Raw genomic sequence first — 16,258 nt, forward strand, 5'->3', positions numbered from 1 at the left:
GTTCCGCATTAACGCCGCGGTCATGCCTCGGCGGGTGATTCCTCCAGCTCCAGGCGCTTGTTGCGGCGCACGGAAGACCAGAAGGACCAGGCGATCAGGACGACGCCGACGAGGCCGGTGATGACCTCGTGGATCTCGTACTGGATCGTGACGAGCAGGATCACGGCGAGCGCGCCGATCGCGTAGTGCGCGCCGTGCTCCAGGTACACGTAGTCGTCGAGGGTGCCCTGGCGGACCAGGTAGACCGTCAGCGAGCGGACGTACATGGCACCGATGCCGAGGCCGAGGGCCATGAGCACGATGTCGTTGGTGATGGCGAAGGCGCCGATGACCCCGTCGAAGGAGAAGGAGGCGTCGAGGACTTCGAGGTAGAGGAACATGAAGAAGGCGGCCTTGCCGGACATGACGACCGCGGAGACGGGTTTGCCGGTCTTCTTGGCCTCCTCCTCGGCCTCGTGCTCGGCTTCCTCCTCTTCTTCGAGCTTGTTCTCGAAGTAGCCGGAGAGGCCGCCGACGATCATGTAGGTGATCAGACCGGCGATACCGGAGATCAGGACGGTCTGCGCCTTGTCGACATGCGCGCCACCGTGCTGGTGGGCGTTGGCGGCGAAGGTCATCGAGGTGACGAGCAGGACGATCAGCGCGATGCACGCCGAGAGCATGTCGACCTTGCCGAGCTTGGCCAGCGGGCGCTCCAGCCACGCGAGCCACTTGATGTCCCGGTCCTCGAAGATGAAGTCGAGGAAGATCATCAGCAGGAACATGCCACCGAAGGCGGCGATGGACGGGTGAGCGTCCGTCACCAGCTGCTGGTACATGTCCTTGTCATTGAGGGCGAGATCGACGGCCTCGATGGGACCGATCTTGGCGCTGATCGCGACGATCACGACGGGGAAGACCAGTCGCATGCCGAAGACCGCGATGAGCACGCCGATCGTGAGGAAGATCTTCTGCCAGAAGGCACTCATCTTCTTCAGGATTCCGGCGTTGACCACCGCGTTGTCGAAGGACAGCGAGATCTCGAGGATCGAAAGGATCGCCACGATTCCAAAAGCGGTCCACCCCCCGTAGAACACCGCTGCGACCAGACCGAGCGCAGTGACTGCGAACGACCAGCCGAAGGTTTTGAGAACCACTGGCACCCCATCGTGTTGTACGGCTTTACGAAACGTTGACCCCGAAGTCTAGAGCGATGCCCCGGAGCCCCGACGCGTACCCCTGCCCCACGGCCCTGAACTTCCATTCGCCGCCGTACCGGTAGACCTCGCCGAAGATCATCGCGGTCTCGCTGGAGGCGTCCTCGGTGAGGTCGTAGCGGGCCAACTCCTGGCCGTCGGCCTGGTTGACCACGCGGATGAAAGCATTGCTGACCTGGCCGAAGCTCTGCCGGCGGGCCTCCGCCTCGTGGATCGAGACCGGGAAGACGATCTTGTCGACCTGGGCGGGCACCTTGCTCAGGTCGATGATGATCGACTCGTCGTCACCATCACCCTCGCCGGTGAGGTTGTCCCCCGTGTGTTCGACGGAGCCGTCCGGGCTCGTCAGATTGTTGTAGAAGACGAAGTAATCGTCCCCGAGCACCCGGCCGCTGTTGCACAGGAGCGCGCTGGCATCGAGGTCGAAGTCCGCCCCGGTGGTCGAGCGCGCGTCCCAGCCGAGTCCGATCAGAACCCGGGTGAGGTTCGGTGCGGCCTTGGACAGGGAGACATTGCCCCCCTTGGCGAGTGTGACGCCCATGTTGTGGTCCTCCCCGGACGACGTGGTGATGGTGGTGCCGGTGGTACAAGCCGGTCCGGCGCCGTACACACAGTGCACGGCGCCGGACGGGATGCGGCCGCGGGAGCGGCCGTGGAGCTGGGGCTCAGACGTTGACGCCGAAGTCCTGCGCGATGCCGCGCAGGCCCGAGGCGTAGCCCTGGCCGATGGCGCGGAACTTCCACTCCGCCCCGTTGCGGTACAGCTCGCCGAAGACCATGGCGGTCTCGGTCGAGGCGTCCTCGGAGAGGTCGTAGCGGGCGAGCTCGGTGTTGTCGGCCTGGTTCACGACGCGGATGTACGCGTTGCGGACCTGCCCGAAGCTCTGCTGGCGGCTCTCGGCCTCGTAGATCGAGACGGGGAAGACGATCTTCGACACGTCGGCCGGGACACCGGCGAGGTTGACCTTGATCGCCTCGTCGTCGCCTTCGCCCTCACCGGTGGTGTTGTCGCCGGTGTGCTCGACCGAGCCGTCCGGGCTCTTCAGGTTGTTGAAGAACACGAAGTTCGAGTCGCTGGCGACCTTGCCCTGGTCGTTGGTCAGGATCGCGCTGGCGTCGAGGTCGAAGTCGACACCGGTGGTGGTGCGAGCGTCCCAGCCGAGACCGACGATGACCGCCGTCAGGTTGGGCGCGGCCTTGGTCAGCGAGACGTTGCCGCCCTTGCTGAGGCTGACTCCCACGGGTCCTCCATAAGGTTTCTGTGTGGGGCGGGGCCCCGTCGTGCGGTTGCTACCGGATCAACGTTCCGATCCTAGTGACGGGTTCCCGCCTGTAACTGAATTTTCGTGCGGAACAATGCCCGGAAACAATGCCCGCGAGCGCTTCTCGTGGGCCCGGCGGGCCCCTCAGAGGCTGTCGAGGGCCTTGATGTACTCGTTCAGGTCACGCGCGTCGGGCAGGCCGTTGACGACGGTCCAGCGCACGATGCCGTCCTTGTCGATGATGAAGGTGCCGCGGACCGCGCAGCCCTTCTCCTCGTCGAGGACGCCGTAGGCGCGGGAGGTCTCGCCGTGCGGCCAGAAGTCCGACAGCAGCGGGTACTCCAGGTTCTCCTGCTCGCCGAAGACCCGCAGGGTCGGCACGGAGTCGTTGGAGACCGCCAGCAGCTGCACGTCGTCGTTCTGGAACCGGGGCAGCCGGTCGCGCAGCTCGCACAGCTCGCCGGTGCAGACGCCGGTGAAGGCGAACGGGTAGAAGAGCAGCACCACGGCCTTCTCCCCCCGGAAGTCGGAGAGCCGCACGGTGGCACCGTGGTTGTCCTTGAGTTCGAAGTCCGGGGCCTTGTCGCCGACCTCGATCGCCATCTGTCGCATCCCTTCGTTCCCGCATGCGTGCGTTGAGCTGTTCGGGTGAGTGCAGCCTAGGCCCTGTCGTCGAAGCGGCGCCGGGCGCCGCTTCGACGACGGGGTCGGGGAGCGTAACGAACGCACCCCGCCGACCGGGGTCGATTCCGGTCGGCGGGGTGCGTTGTCCGCTTGGCTGCGGGGCGCGGCTCAGCGCTTGGACTTGGCTGCGGTCTTGGGGGTCACCAACTTGGTGGCGGCCCACTCCTTGCCGACGCTGACGCTCCGGGTCTGCGACAGGCCGGCCGTTTCGGCGGCCTCGCTGATGTCGCTGGCCTCGACGTAGCCGGGACGACCGGTCTTGGGGGTCAGCAGCAGGATCAGTGCGCCGTCCTCCACCAAGTTGATGGAATCGACCAGCGTGTCCGTCAGGTCGCCGTCTTCGTCCCGGAACCAGAGCAGCACCGCATCGGCGACGTCGTCGTACTCCTCGTCGACGAGATCATTGCCGATGTGACTCTCGACGGCGTCACGGAATTCCTGATCGACGTCGTCGTCGTAGCCGATCTCCTGGACCACCTGTTCGGACTCGAAACCCAGCCTGGAAACCAGACTGGTCTCCGCGTGGTCCGCGGTCGCGCTCACGGGGTGCCTCCTGCTCATGTTCGGTGAATGTCTTTCGGCGGCGCGCGTACGCGCAGCATTGGGCGTAGTCCACACGGGCGCGGCGGATCGCGCAAGTACCCGGCCGCCGAGACCGTCGAAACGGTGACGATTGCGGCCGTCTCGCCGCAACTTTCAGCCTTCCCTCGCGTACCCCGGGTGATTCATCCCACACCATTGCGGCCCATTCGTCGCCGCTGGAGGACTTTCCCGCCTGTTTGAGGGGCGAACTGCCTTACGAACCGGCTGATCGTCTTGGGCGTAAGGTTGCGATGTGGCCGTACCCGCTCGCCGACCGCTTGCCGCCCCTCCTCCCCGCTCCACTCGCGATGCCCGGAGTTTCCAGGGGTTACCCAGTGGTAGAGGTGAAGATTTCGGCTGAGCGTAAGACCATGGGAGGCGGCGACCCCAAGGCGCGACTCCCCCGACAGCGAAGGAACAGCGTGGCTTCCGCATCCGATCGCAATCCGATCATCATTGGCGGCCTGCCGAGTCAGGTCCCGGACTTCGATCCGGAGGAGACGCAGGAGTGGCTCGACTCCCTGGACGCCGCCGTCGACGAGCGGGGCCGTGAACGTGCCCGCTACCTGATGCTGCGGTTGATCGAGCGGGCCCGCGAGAAGCGCGTGGCCGTGCCCGAGATGCGCAGCACGGACTATGTCAACACGATCGCCACCAAGGACGAGCCGTTCTTCCCCGGCAACGAGGAGATCGAGCGCAAGGTCCTGAACGCGACCCGGTGGAACGCGGCCGTCATGGTCTCGCGCGCCCAGCGTCCCGGGATCGGCGTCGGCGGTCACATCGCGACCTTCGCCTCCTCCGCCTCCCTCTACGACGTGGGCTTCAACCACTTCTTCCGGGGCAAGGACGAGGGCGACGGCGGCGACCAGATCTTCTTCCAGGGTCACGCCTCCCCCGGCATCTACGCCCGCGCCTACCTCCTCGACCGGCTCTCCGAGCAGCAGCTCGACGCGTTCCGGCAGGAGAAGTCGAAGGCGCCGTACGGTCTGTCCAGCTATCCGCACCCGCGGCTGATGCCGGACTTCTGGGAGTTCCCGACCGTCTCGATGGGTCTCGGTCCGCTCGGCGCCATCTACCAGGCGCGGATGAACCGGTACATGGAGGCGCGCGGCATCGCGGACACCTCCAAGTCCCACGTCTGGGCGTATCTCGGCGACGGCGAGATGGACGAGCCGGAGTCGCTGGGCCAGTTGTCCATCGCCGCCCGCGAGGGCCTGGACAACCTGACGTTCGTCGTCAACTGCAACCTCCAGCGTCTCGACGGCCCGGTGCGCGGCAACGGCAAGATCATCCAGGAGTTGGAGTCGCAGTTCCGCGGCGCCGGCTGGAACGTCATCAAGCTGATCTGGGACCGTTCCTGGGACCCGCTGTTGGCCCAGGACCGCGACGGCATCCTGGTCAACAAGATGAACTCGACGCCGGACGGGCAGTTCCAGACGTACGCCACCGAGTCCGGCGCGTACATCCGCGAGCACTTCTTCGGCGGCGACCAGCGGCTGCGCGCGATGGTCGAGAACATGACCGACTACCAGATCCAGCACCTGGGTCGCGGCGGTCACGACCACAAGAAGGTCTACGCGGCGTACGCGGCGGCCAAGGCCCACAAGGGCCAGCCGACGGTGATCCTGGCGCAGACGGTCAAGGGCTGGACGCTGGGCCCGAACTTCGAGGGCCGCAACGCGACGCACCAGATGAAGAAGCTGACGGTCGACGACCTCAAGCGCTTCCGCGACCGCCTGCACATCCCGATCACGGACGCCCGGTTGGAGGGCGGCGCGCCGCCGTACTACCACCCGGGCCGCAACTCCCCCGAGATCCAGTACATGCACGACCAGCGCAACGCCCACGGCGGCTACGTGCCGACCCGTGTGGTGCGCGCGAAGCCGCTCCAGCTGCCGGACGAGAAGACCTACGCGGCGGCCAGGAAGGGTTCGGGTCAGCAGTCGATCGCCACGACGATGGCCTTCGTCCGCATCCTGAAGGACCTCATGCGGGACAAGGAGATCGGCAAGCGCTTCGTGCTGATCGCGCCGGACGAGTACCGGACCTTCGGCATGGACGCGTTCTTCCCGAGCGCCAAGATCTACAACCCGCTGGGTCAGCAGTACGAGGCGGTCGACCGCGAGCTGCTGCTCGCGTACAAGGAGTCGCCGACGGGCCAGATGCTGCACGACGGCATCTCGGAGGCGGGTTGCACGGCTTCGCTGATCGCGGCGGGTTCCGCGTACGCGACGCACGGCGAGCCGCTGATCCCGGTCTACGTCTTCTACTCGATGTTCGGTTTCCAGCGCACCGGTGACCAGTTCTGGCAGATGGCCGACCAGTTGGCGCGCGGTTTCGTCCTCGGTGCGACGGCGGGTCGAACCACCCTCACGGGTGAGGGCCTCCAGCACGCCGACGGTCACTCCCAGTTGCTGGCGTCGACCAACCCGGGCTGTGTCGCGTACGACCCGGCGTACGGGTACGAGATCGCGCACATCGTCAAGGACGGTCTGCGGCGGATGTACGGGCCCGACGCGGAGGACGTCTTCTACTACCTGACGGTCTACAACGAGCCGATCCAGCACCCCGCCGAGCCGGCGGACGTGGACGTGGACGGCATCCTCCAGGGCATCCACCGCGTCTCGGCCGGTACGGCGGGCACCATCGGGGCGCAGATCATGGCCTCCGGCGTGGCCGTGCCGTGGGCGTTGGAGGCCCAGCGCGTCCTGGCCGAGGACTGGGACGTCAAGGCCGACGTCTGGTCGGCGACCTCCTGGAACGAGCTGCGCCGCGAGGCCGTCTCGGTGGAGGAGCACAACCTGCTCCACCCGGAGGAGGAGCAGCGCGTCCCGTACGTGACCCGCAAGCTGTCCGGTGCCGAGGGCCCGTTCGTGGCGGTCTCGGACTGGATGCGGTCGGTGCCGGACCAGATCTCGCGGTGGGTGCCGGGTGCGTACACCTCGCTGGGTGCGGACGGCTTCGGCTTCGCGGACACGCGGGGCGCGGCGCGCCGGTTCTTCCACATCGACGCGCAGTCGGTGGTGCTGGCGGTGCTGACCGAGCTGGCGAAGGCGGGGAAGGTCGACCGTTCGCTGCTGAAGCAGGCGATCGACCGGTACCAGCTGTTGGACGTCACCGCGGCCGACCCGGGTGCGGCGGGCGGCGACGCCTGACGCCCGTGACGGGCTGATCGTCGGGAGCGGGGTCGGGGCGGATGCCCCGGCCCCGCTCCCTTCTCCGTTCTCACGGGGTTTACGCAGTCCTTACGATGCTGGGCATGAAGGAAGCCTCCCGGCAGTCGCGGTGGGAGCGGCGGACGCAGACTCCGCTGCTCGTGCTCGCCCTGACGTTCGCCGTCGCCTATGCCGTGCCGATCGTCGCGCCCGACGCGGGCCCGGTCGTGCACCGCGCCTGTACCCATGCGGAGTGGGTGGTGTGGGGGGCGTTCGCCGCCGACTACCTGGTGCGGCTGTTCCTGTCGCCGGCGCGCGGGGCCTTCGTGCGGACCCACTGGCTGGACCTGGCGGCGGTGCTGCTGCCGATGATCCAGCCGCTGCGGCTGCTGCGGCTGGTGTCGACGCTGATGCTGGTGGGGCGGCGGGCCCGGATGGCGCCGCAGATCCGGTTGACGACGTACGTGGCGGGCTCGGTGGTCGGGCTGCTGATGTTCGGCTCGCTCGCGGTGCTGAGCGTGGAGCGGGACGCCCCCGACGGCAACATCAAGAACCTCGGGGACGCCCTGTGGTGGTCGGTGACCACCATGACGACGGTCGGGTACGGGGACCACTCCCCGACGACCGGGCTGGGTCGGCTGCTGGCGGTCGGGCTGATGCTGTCCGGGATCGCCCTGCTCGGTGTGGTGACGGCGAACATCGCCGCCTGGTTCATCTCCCGCTTCGAGCGCGACGACCAGGTGGAGCGGGCCCAGACCGCGGCGATCACCGAGCTGACGGCCGAGGTGCGGGCCCTGCGCGCCGAGGTCGCCCGGCTCGGCGGCGGCGCGGGGACCGGCCCGCTCGGGGATCACGGGGCCGCGGGCCCCGTGGCCGCCGCCGCGGCCGTCCGACCGGGGTCCCCGGCGCCGCTCGGGGCTACCGCTCCCACACCTTGAACGCCCTGACCTGGTAGGGCGAGGAGGGCAGCCAGACCCCGTCGCCGGGGTAGGTCTGGAACTCCCCGGTCTCCGCGCATTCGGCCGACTGGTACGTGGTCACCGGGCGGCCGACCCGGTTGGCGAGCGACTGGGCGCTGGTGCCGGGCGGCAGGGCGGTGCAGCTGTTGATGCTGACGGTGCTCAGCTCGTGGACCTGCTTGGCGCCCTTGAAGTCCGGCTTCGCCCACAGGCACAGCTGACCGGGGGCGCAGGCCGCGAGGGGCGGTGGCCCGGCGGCGTGGGCTCCGGTGGCCGTACCGGGGATCAGGGCGGTGGCGGCGAGGACGGCGGCGGCCAGGAACGTGCTGGGGCGGGTGGGGAAACTCGTACGCATGACGGGTCAACTCCTTGTGGACACGGGGTCCCGGACCGTTTCCGGGTTTCCGATGGCACCACGCTGACCTGCACGGACGCTCGGGCGGAAGGGGGCGCGGGCGGGTCCACCCGGATAGGCGACAGCCCCGCCGGAACCGTCCGGCGGGGCTGTCGGGCGTACGGGGTTGACGTCGTCGCGGGGGTTCCGGGCGGGCTCAGATGTGGGCCGCGCCGGCCCCTGCGGGGGCGTTGTCGCCGCGCTTGGTGAAGCAGGCCACGACCGCGGCGAGGACCGCGACGACGCCCGCGACGGTGAAGGCGGTGTTCATGCCGGACACGAACGTGTCGTGGGCGACCGTGGTGATCGCCCGGGCCACCTCGGCGGGGACGCCCTCGGGGACGGGGGCGATGCCGACCTGGACGCCCTTCTCGGCGAGGTCGAGCTGTTCGGGGGTGAGCGGCGGGAGCTGCGCCTTGACCCAGTTGTCCCCGAACGAGTCACTGACGGTGCCCGCCATGACCGCGCCGAGGACGGCGGTGCCGAGGCTGCCGCCGACCTGCATGGCGGCCTGTTGGAGTCCGCCGGCGACGCCGGACAGTTCCAGCGGGGCGTTGCCGACGATGACCTCGGTGGCGCCGACCATGACGGGGGCGAGGCCGAGGCCGAGGAGGGCGAACCAGATCGACATGGTGAGGGTGGCGGTGTCCGGGGTGAGTCGGGCCATCCCGAAGCAGGCGACGGCGGTGGCGACCATGCCGGAGACGAGCGGGACGCGCGGGCCGACCTTGGTGATGGCGGCGCCGGCCAGCGGCGATCCGATGATCATCATGCCGGTGAGCGGCAGCAGGTGCAGGCCGCTGTCGACCGGGCTCATGCCGTGCACGTTCTGCAGGTAGAAGGTGACGAAGAACAGGCCCCCCATGAAGGCGAAGGCCATCAGCACCATGAGGACGGTGCCGGCCGACAGGGGCACGGAGCGGAACATGCCGAGCGGGATCAGCGGTTCGGAGACCTTGGTCTCCCAGACGGCGAACAGCCCGAACAGGATCACGGACGCGGCGAGGAAGAGCAGGGTCTTCCAGTCCCCCCAGCCCCATTCGGCGGCCTTGATGAGGGCCCAGATCAACGAGAACATCGCGCCGGACAGGAGCAGGATGCCCGGGACGTCGAAGGAGCGCGGGGCGTTCTCGGCCCGGTGGTCGAGCAGGATGACCAGGCCGAAGGCGAGCGCGAGGATGCCGACGGGCACGTTGATGAAGAAGACGGACTGCCAGTTGACGTGTTCGACGAGCAGGCCGCCGACGATGGGGCCGGCGGCGGTCGAGGCGCCGATGACCATGCCCCAGATGCCGATGGCCATGTTGAGCTTCTCGGCGGGGAAGGTGGCGCGCAGCAGGCCGAGCGCGGCGGGCATCAGCAGGGCGCCGAAGAGGCCCTGGGCGACGCGGAAGCCGATGACGAGTTCCACGCCGGTGGACAGGCCGATGGCGGCCGAGGAGACCGCGAAGCCGGCGATGCCGATGAGGAAGGTCTGCCGGTGTCCGAAGCGGTCGCCGAGCTTGCCGGCGGTGATCAGGGAGACCGCGAGGGCGAGCAGGTAGCCGTTGGTGATCCACTGCACGTCGGCCAGCGAGGCGCCGAGGTCCTTTTGGATCGCGGGGTTGGCGACGGCGACGATCGTGCCGTCGAGGGTGACCATCATGACGCCGATCGCCACGGCGAAGAGGGTCAACCAGGGGTGACCGCGCAGTCCGGTGCGGGTCGATGCCGGGCCTTGTCCACCGGCTGGTCCCCGGTCCTTGACGGTGATCTGACTAGTCATGCGAACAGGCTAGTGACAGCGACTGACACTTCACAAACGGCTTAACGAGACGGCCACTGTCAGGTCGGTCACAGGTACCCTGACCGCTCACTGAGCGTCAGAAAGGGAACCCACGGTGATGACCGACCTGCGGCCCGCCCCGGCTTCCCCGGCGGCCGGACTGCGCGAACGCAAGAAGCGGCGCACCCGCGACGCCCTGCTGCGCGCCGCCCTCCTGCTCTTCATCGCGCAGGGCTACGAGCAGACGACCGTCGACGAGATCACCGACGCGGTGGACGTCTCCCAGCGCACCTTCTTCCGCTACTTCGCGAACAAGGAAGAGGTCGCCTTCGCCGTCCAGGACATCGTCGAGTCCCACTTCGTCGCCGAACTGCGGGCCCGTCCGGCGTCCGAGGGGCCGCTGGAGGCCATGCGCAACGCGGTGCTCGCCGCCTGGGACACCGTCGAGGAGGCCATCTCCGAGGTGGTCCCGGTCGACCTGTACATGCGCGGCTACCAGCTCATCGAGTCCACGCCGGCCCTGCTCGCCGTCCACCTGCGGCGCTCCACGGAGCTGGAGGAGGAGATCTCGCGGCTGATCGCCGCCCGCGAGGGCCTGGACCTGGACGTCGACCCGCGCCCCCGGGTGGTCGTCGCCGCGTTCTCCGGGGTGATGCGGGTCACAGGGCGCCTGTGGGGCCAGGGCCAGGACGCCAGCGTGGCCGCGATCCGGCGGATGACCGAGGCGTACCTCGACCAGATCGGTCCGGCACTGGCCGCGGACTGGCGGCGGCCCGCGTAGCAGGCCGTGCACACGGCGGGGTGCGGGGCGAGCCGGCGGGCGGCGCACGACGCGCCGGCGCGCGGGGTGGATCACGCGGGTGTGACACGGTCGGCGGTGACGCCCGTCACCTGGCGCGCCACTGGCTCGAACGGTCTCCTAGGCTGGCTCCAGTGAACCTGCCCGGCCCCGTCCACCACCTCGCCGGCGCCTCCGAGCGCCCCGCCGCCCTGCGCACCCTTTTCGTGCTGGCGGTCGTCCTCGTCATGCTGGTGACGACGGGCTGGACCGCCGTCCACCGCCCCGAGTCGGGCGTCTCGCCGCGTGCCGTCGCTCTCTCGGCGTGGGCCGTGGCCCGCATCGACGGCCGCCCGCTGCCGCCGGCCGACGCACCCGCCCGCACGGTGGCCCGATTCTTCGGCAGCCTCGACGGCGCCCAGCGCGCCCGGCTCGCGGACGGCTACCCGCTCGTCGTCGGAAACCTCGACGGCGTCCCCGCCACCACCCGCTACCGGGCCAACCTGCTCGGCCTGGAGCAGGCGCGACGCGTGGAGGAGGCCCGCAGCCGGGACGTCGGCGTGACCCCGACCGACCGGGCCGAGGCCACCCGCCGCGTGCACCGCTTCGAGTCCCTCGCGGATCCCGACCGTCAGATCCTCACCTTCGACCCCACCGGCGACGGGCTCGTCGCCGAGGTCTTCGGCGACCTCGACCGGGCGCGCCGCGTGTCGGTGATCGTGCCCGGCGTCGACACCGACGTGGTCACCTTCGAGCGCAGCCGCCGCCGGCTCACCTCGCCCGTGGGCATGGCGCAGTCCCTGTACGAGGCCGAGCGCGCGGCGGCGCCCGACGGTCGGACCGCCGTCATCGCCTGGGCCGGGTACACCGCGCCCATAGGCGTGGGCGTGGACGCCGCGACGGGCCGGCTGGCGGTGGACGGAGCCTCCCGACTGGAGGCCCTCGCCACGGCCCTGCCCGGGGACGCGAGCGTCGCCCTGTTCTGCCACAGCTACGGATCGGTGGTGTGCGGGGTCGCCGCGCACCACCTGCCGGCGCGGGTGACCGACGTGGTGGTGGCGGGCAGCCCGGGCATGCGCGCGTCGAGCGCCGCAGACCTGCACACCCGAGCACGGGTGTGGGCGACCCGGGACCCCGGCGACTGGATCGCCGACGTGCCGCACCTGGAGGTCGGCGGGGTGGGCCACGGGGCGGATCCGGTTTCCCGGGCCTTCGGCGCGCGGCGGCTGTCCTCGGCCGGGGCCGGGAGCCACAACGGCTACTTCGAGCCAGGAACGGCCTCGTTGGACAACTTCGCCAAGATCGGAACCGGCACCTTCGGTTCCGTCGTGTGCGCGAGCGGTGCCGACGGTTGTGGCAACGGAATTTCGCCACAGACGGTGACTGACGAGGGCTGACGGGCCCTCCTGGGCACGGAGCGCGGGAAAACCGTTCCTGCGGCCAGGGGACGCGCGGGGGCCCGTCCCTCTACGATGTGCCGCATGGGGGATGTATTGGCCGGAAACCATGCCGTCTGGGAACTCGACTCGGACGCGGTGATCATCCGCTTCACGAGGGGGCTGCGCACGCCGAGGCTCTGGCACGCCCTGGGGGAACGACACATCCCCCTGGAGGCGCTGTCCGAGGTGACCGTGACCGGGGGGAAACGGGACACGGCGGTGCTGCGCGCCGTCCCGCGCCCGGGAGCGGATCCGCTGATGGAGGTCGCCGCGGGGCAGCTGAAGGAAGCCTGCGATCCGTACCGGCTGGTCCTGCCCGGCGATCGGGCACCCCAGGCGGCTTCGCTGGTCGACGCCCTGCGGGGACGGCTGGGACCCGCCGAACCGGCCGAACGATTCCTGGTCCGCGCCCCGGAACCGCCGATCCACCTGAAGGCGTACGACGCGAGGGTGGGCTTCGACGGTTCGGCGGTCACCTTCCAGTGGTCGCGTACGGGTGCCAGCGGCACGAAGTGGAAGGCGGGCGACCAGCGGTACCCGCTGGCCGAGATCGGCGGGGTCGAGTGGCGCTCCCCCGACGGCCCGGACGGCCATCTGCGGCTCCTGCCCCGGGACGGCGTCGCCGCCGGTGACGCACGGCCCGACCACGACCTGGCGGCCGCGGTGTTCGGGATCGGATACGGGGCGGTGCACGAGTCGCTGCCGTTCGCGGCGTCCGTCCTCGCCGCCGTCGGCGGCAGGGCCGGTTCCGATCCGCACCCCCAGGTCGACGAGCGGCTCCGGCACCTGAGCGAACTGCACGGCGCGGGCCTGCTCACCGACGCCGAGTACGCGGCCCTGCGCGACCGCTTCGCGGCCGACGCCTGAGCCCGGCGGCCGGTACCGCACCTCGCCGCGTTGTCGGGGCATCCCAGTACGTCCGGTACACGGACGCCCCTCCGCCTCGCGATGCACGGCACCGAACACCGCGGGCCCTACCGGCGCCACTTCGACGACAGGACCTAGCCCTCCCGCGCCGCCGACGTGGAACTCATGTCGGGGTAGCGGTCGCCCGCCACCCGGGAGGCGATCGGTTCGAGCAGCGCCAGTTCGGCGGCCGTCAGGGTGATGCGGGTCGCGGCCGCGTTCTCCGCGAGTCGGCCCGGCTTGCGGGTGCCCGGGATCGGGACCACCGGCAGGCCGTGCACCTTCGCCCGCTGCTGCACCCACGCCAGGGCGATCTGCGCCGGTGTCGCCCCGTGGGCGGCGGCGATCTCACGGACGGGCGCCAGCAGCGCCGCGTTGGTCCTGGCGTTGTCGCCGGTGAACCGCGGCTGGTACCTGCGGAAGTCGCCCGCCGACAGGTCCGTGCCCGCGTCCGCGAACGCCCCGGTGAGGAAGCCGCGCCCGAGCGGGGAGTAGGGCACGAAGGCCACGCCCAGCTCCGCCGCCGCGCCGACCGCGCTGTGCTCCACGTCCCGGCTGAACAGCGACCACTCCGACTGGAGCGCCGTGATCGGGTGCACCGCGTGCGCCTCGCGCAGTTCGGCACCGGTGACCTCGCTCAGCCCCAGGTGTCGCACCTTCCCCTCCCGGACCAGTTCGGCCATGGCGCCCACCGACTCGGCGAACGGCACGGCCGGGTCGCGCCGGTGCATGTAGTAGAGGTCGATGACGTCGGTACCGAGCCGGCGCAGGCTGCCCTCGACGGCCTGCCGGACGTAGGCGGGGTCGTTGCGGATGCCCCGGTAGTGGGGGTCGTCGTTGCGCTCGATGGCGAACTTCGTGGCCAGGGTGATCTCGTCCCGGTGGGCGGCCACGAACGGCGCGATGAACTCCTCGTTGCGGCCCCGCCCGTAGATGTCCGCGGTGTCGATGAGGGTGACCCCCGCCGTCAGCGCCGCCTCCAGGGTCCGCCGCGCGAGCGCCTCGTCGGTGTCCCCGTAGAACTCGCTCATGCCCATGCAGCCCAGGCCCTGGACGCCCACCAGCGGGCCGCCCTCGCCCAGCTCGACCTGCTCGATGACCTCGTCGTGCTCCGTCATGGCCGTGCCTTCCCCGTCGTCGTGCCCATCGAGTACATCCCGATCTTGTAGTCCAGTACGGCGAGCGCGTCGGTCAGCTCCGTGATCCGCGACCGCACCTCGTGGCGCGTCCGCTCCAGCAGCTCGCGCCGCTGGTCGACGGTGTGCGCGCCCTCGCGGACCAGTTCCGCGTACCGGACCATGTCCGCCACCGACATCCCGGTGGCGCGCAGTTTGCCCACGAACGCCAGCCAGTCGAGATCCTTGTCGGTGAACCGCCGCTGTCCCGAGTGGGAGCGGTCCACGTGCGGCATCAGGCCGATCCGCTCGTACCAGCGCAGTGTGTGCTGGGTCAGACCGGTGCGGGCCTCGACCTCGCTGATCGTGTACCGCGTCTGCGTCAGGCTCATGACCCCACGCTAAAACCTTGGAGCGCACTCCAGGCAAGTAGGCTCGGCCGCATGGAGAACAGCCTGGAGAGTCTGCGGATCATCGAGAACTGGCCGGTGACGACGGCCGCCGCCGCCGTGGTCCGCGCCGACGGGAGCACGGCCGGTTACCACGGCCCCGTCGACCACCCGTTCCCGCTGGCCTCGGTGACCAAGCCGCTCGCCGCGTACGCCGCCCTCGTCGCGTACGAGGAGGGGGCGATCGAACTGGACGAACCGGCCGGACCGGAGGGTTCCACGATCCGTCACCTGCTCGCGCACACCAGCGGGCTGGCCTTCGACGAGCACCGCGTGACGGGGCCTCCCGGGCAGCGCCGGCTGTACTCGAACGCCGGTTTCGAGGTGCTCGGCGACCACATCGCGAAGGCCACCGGCATCCCCTTCGCCGAGTACCTGCACCAGGCCGTCTTCGAACCGCTGGGCATGGCGTCGAGCGTGCTGCACGGCTCCCCCGCGAAGGACGGCGTGTCCACCGTCCGCGACCTGACGCGGTTCGCCGCCGAGCTCCAGGCGCCCCGGCTGCTCGACGTCCGCACCGTCGCCGAGGCCACCGCCGTCGTACACCCGGGCCTCAAGGGCGTGCTTCCGGGCTACGGGCACCAGTCCCCCAACGACTGGGGGCTCGGCCTGGAGATCCGCGACGGCAAGTCCCCGCACTGGACGGGTCACACGTCCTCGCCCCGGACCTTCGGGCACTTCGGCCAGTCGGGCACCTTCCTGTGGGTGGACCCGGACGCGCGCGCCGCGTGCGTGGCGCTGACCGACCGCGCCTTCGGCCCGTGGGCCGTGGAGGCCTGGACCCCGTTCACGGACGCGGTCCTCGCCGAACTGCGTTCCTGACCGGCCGAATCCGCGGGGCAGCCGCTACGGCAGCTCCCAGATCAGCAGTTCCCCCGGGGAGCCGGCGGTGATCTCCAGCCCGCTCTCGCGGGTGATCCGCGCCGAGTCGCCGGGGCCCAGTTCCTCCCCGTCGAGGCGCAGGTCCCCGCGGACGACGTGCAGGTAGATCCGCTCGGCGGCCGGTACGGGGACCCGCTCGCCCGCGCCGGGCCGCCGCACCCGCAGTACGGCGCCGGCCGCGGGGATCTCGTACGCGGCGTCGTCGGCGAGGTCCCGGACGAGCGTGTACGAGGGCTCGCCGCCCGCCACGAGCGGGGCGAGCCAGAACTGTACGAACCGCAGCCGCTCCGGGCCGTCGTTGCGCTCGACGTGCCGCGCCCCGGATCCGGCGGCGAAGTGCTGCACGTCGCCGGGGCGGACCTGCCCGCTGTGGCCGCCGGCGCTGTCCTTGTGGGTGAGTTCGCCCTCGACCACCCAGGTGACGATCTCGGTGTGGCTGTGCGCGTGCTCCTCGAAGCCGGAGCCGGGCCGCAGGGTCTCCTCGTTGCAGGCCAGCACCGGGCCGAAACGGATGTTGTCCGGGTCGTAGAAGGACCCGAAGGAGAAGGCGTGCCGGGTGGTGATCCCGGCGGCCGGGTCCCCGCCCTCGTACCGGTCGGCGGCGCGGCGTACATCAATCATGAAGGCCACCGTAGACCCCGCCGGCCGCGGCGCGACTCGGGGCGCGGGCGCTCCGCCGCGAGACCGGAGTC

Annotated in this window: 15 protein-coding genes and 1 pseudogene; 6 read left to right on the forward strand and 10 right to left on the reverse strand. The window is 70.3% G+C overall.

Annotated elements, in window-relative coordinates; all coding sequences use genetic code 11:
• Positions 1 to 20: 20 nt before the first annotated feature.
• The 5 genes from ACQEVM_RS28155 to ACQEVM_RS28175 all read right to left on the reverse strand — a co-directional run bounded on the left by ACQEVM_RS28155 (position 21) and on the right by ACQEVM_RS28175 (position 3,685).
• Positions 21 to 1,136 carry a DUF475 domain-containing protein gene (locus ACQEVM_RS28155; protein ID WP_433083581.1) on the reverse strand — a complete coding sequence of 372 codons (1,116 nt, stop codon included), beginning with the start codon at positions 1,134 to 1,136 and terminating at the stop codon, positions 21 to 23.
• A 25-nt stretch (positions 1,137 to 1,161) separates the two neighbouring features.
• A complete protein-coding gene (locus ACQEVM_RS28160; RefSeq protein ID WP_053677921.1) occupies positions 1,162 to 1,737 on the reverse strand; it encodes a TerD family protein in 576 nt (191 codons plus the stop codon).
• Between the two features lie 124 nt (positions 1,738 to 1,861).
• Complete coding sequence (locus tag ACQEVM_RS28165) at positions 1,862 to 2,437, reverse strand: TerD family protein (protein WP_433083583.1); 576 nt, start codon at positions 2,435 to 2,437, stop codon at positions 1,862 to 1,864.
• A 165-nt stretch (positions 2,438 to 2,602) separates the two neighbouring features.
• Positions 2,603 to 3,061, reverse strand: a complete 459-nt coding sequence (locus tag ACQEVM_RS28170) for a peroxiredoxin (protein ID WP_351376132.1) — start codon at positions 3,059 to 3,061, stop codon at positions 2,603 to 2,605.
• 189 nt (positions 3,062 to 3,250) lie between these two features.
• Positions 3,251 to 3,685 carry a DUF3052 domain-containing protein gene (locus ACQEVM_RS28175; protein ID WP_053677871.1) on the reverse strand — a complete coding sequence of 145 codons (435 nt, stop codon included), beginning with the start codon at positions 3,683 to 3,685 and terminating at the stop codon, positions 3,251 to 3,253.
• A 461-nt stretch (positions 3,686 to 4,146) separates the two neighbouring features.
• Here ACQEVM_RS28175 and aceE point away from each other — a divergent pair, with 461 nt between their 5' ends.
• Together aceE and ACQEVM_RS28185 are read left to right on the forward strand one after the other, a co-directional pair.
• Entirely contained in the window at positions 4,147 to 6,879 is a 2,733-nt protein-coding gene (aceE, locus tag ACQEVM_RS28180; RefSeq protein ID WP_433083586.1) for a pyruvate dehydrogenase (acetyl-transferring), homodimeric type, read from the forward strand.
• A gap of 104 nt (positions 6,880 to 6,983) precedes the next feature.
• Entirely contained in the window at positions 6,984 to 7,817 is an 834-nt protein-coding gene (locus ACQEVM_RS28185; RefSeq protein ID WP_433083588.1) for a potassium channel family protein, read from the forward strand.
• Here the strand turns inward: ACQEVM_RS28185 and ACQEVM_RS28190 are convergent.
• Together ACQEVM_RS28190 and ACQEVM_RS28195 are read right to left on the reverse strand one after the other, a co-directional pair.
• A complete protein-coding gene (locus tag ACQEVM_RS28190; RefSeq protein WP_267797883.1) occupies positions 7,798 to 8,193 on the reverse strand; it encodes a peptidase inhibitor family I36 protein in 396 nt (131 codons plus the stop codon). The genes ACQEVM_RS28185 and ACQEVM_RS28190 overlap by 20 nt on opposite strands.
• Before the next feature lie 196 nt (positions 8,194 to 8,389).
• Positions 8,390 to 9,957: pseudogene (locus ACQEVM_RS28195) on the reverse strand (MFS transporter).
• Between the two features lie 158 nt (positions 9,958 to 10,115).
• Here ACQEVM_RS28195 and ACQEVM_RS28200 point away from each other — a divergent pair.
• The 3 genes from ACQEVM_RS28200 to ACQEVM_RS28210 all read left to right on the forward strand — a co-directional run bounded on the left by ACQEVM_RS28200 (position 10,116) and on the right by ACQEVM_RS28210 (position 13,081).
• On the forward strand, positions 10,116 to 10,778 hold the full coding sequence (locus ACQEVM_RS28200) for a TetR/AcrR family transcriptional regulator (protein WP_433083590.1): 663 nt from the start codon (positions 10,116 to 10,118) through the stop codon (positions 10,776 to 10,778).
• Positions 10,779 to 11,023: 245 nt separating this feature from the next.
• Complete coding sequence (locus ACQEVM_RS28205; protein WP_433085425.1) at positions 11,024 to 12,172, forward strand: alpha/beta hydrolase; 1,149 nt, start codon at positions 11,024 to 11,026, stop codon at positions 12,170 to 12,172.
• Between the two features lie 84 nt (positions 12,173 to 12,256).
• On the forward strand, positions 12,257 to 13,081 hold the full coding sequence (locus tag ACQEVM_RS28210) for a DUF4429 domain-containing protein (RefSeq protein WP_433083592.1): 825 nt from the start codon (positions 12,257 to 12,259) through the stop codon (positions 13,079 to 13,081).
• A gap of 134 nt (positions 13,082 to 13,215) precedes the next feature.
• On the opposite strand, the gene ACQEVM_RS28215 is transcribed toward ACQEVM_RS28210, so the two are convergent.
• Both ACQEVM_RS28215 and ACQEVM_RS28220 read right to left on the reverse strand, forming a co-directional pair.
• Positions 13,216 to 14,238 carry an aldo/keto reductase gene (locus tag ACQEVM_RS28215; protein WP_433083594.1) on the reverse strand — a complete coding sequence of 341 codons (1,023 nt, stop codon included), beginning with the start codon at positions 14,236 to 14,238 and terminating at the stop codon, positions 13,216 to 13,218.
• Positions 14,235 to 14,627: a MerR family transcriptional regulator gene (locus ACQEVM_RS28220; protein ID WP_351376111.1), complete on the reverse strand. Its 393-nt coding sequence runs from the start codon at positions 14,625 to 14,627 to the stop codon at positions 14,235 to 14,237. Before ACQEVM_RS28220 ends, ACQEVM_RS28215 begins: the two co-directional genes overlap by 4 nt.
• 63 nt (positions 14,628 to 14,690) lie before the next feature.
• Here ACQEVM_RS28220 and ACQEVM_RS28225 point away from each other — a divergent pair, with 63 nt between their 5' ends.
• A complete protein-coding gene (locus tag ACQEVM_RS28225) occupies positions 14,691 to 15,506 on the forward strand; it encodes a serine hydrolase domain-containing protein (RefSeq protein WP_433085427.1) in 816 nt (271 codons plus the stop codon).
• A 24-nt stretch (positions 15,507 to 15,530) separates the two neighbouring features.
• On the opposite strand, the gene ACQEVM_RS28230 is transcribed toward ACQEVM_RS28225, so the two are convergent.
• Complete coding sequence (locus tag ACQEVM_RS28230) at positions 15,531 to 16,187, reverse strand: pirin family protein (protein ID WP_433083596.1); 657 nt, start codon at positions 16,185 to 16,187, stop codon at positions 15,531 to 15,533.
• Positions 16,188 to 16,258: the final 71 nt, after the last annotated feature.

The organism is Streptomyces sp. CA-243310 (genome assembly GCF_050936775.1).
Lineage (GTDB): Bacteria > Actinomycetota > Actinomycetes > Streptomycetales > Streptomycetaceae > Streptomyces.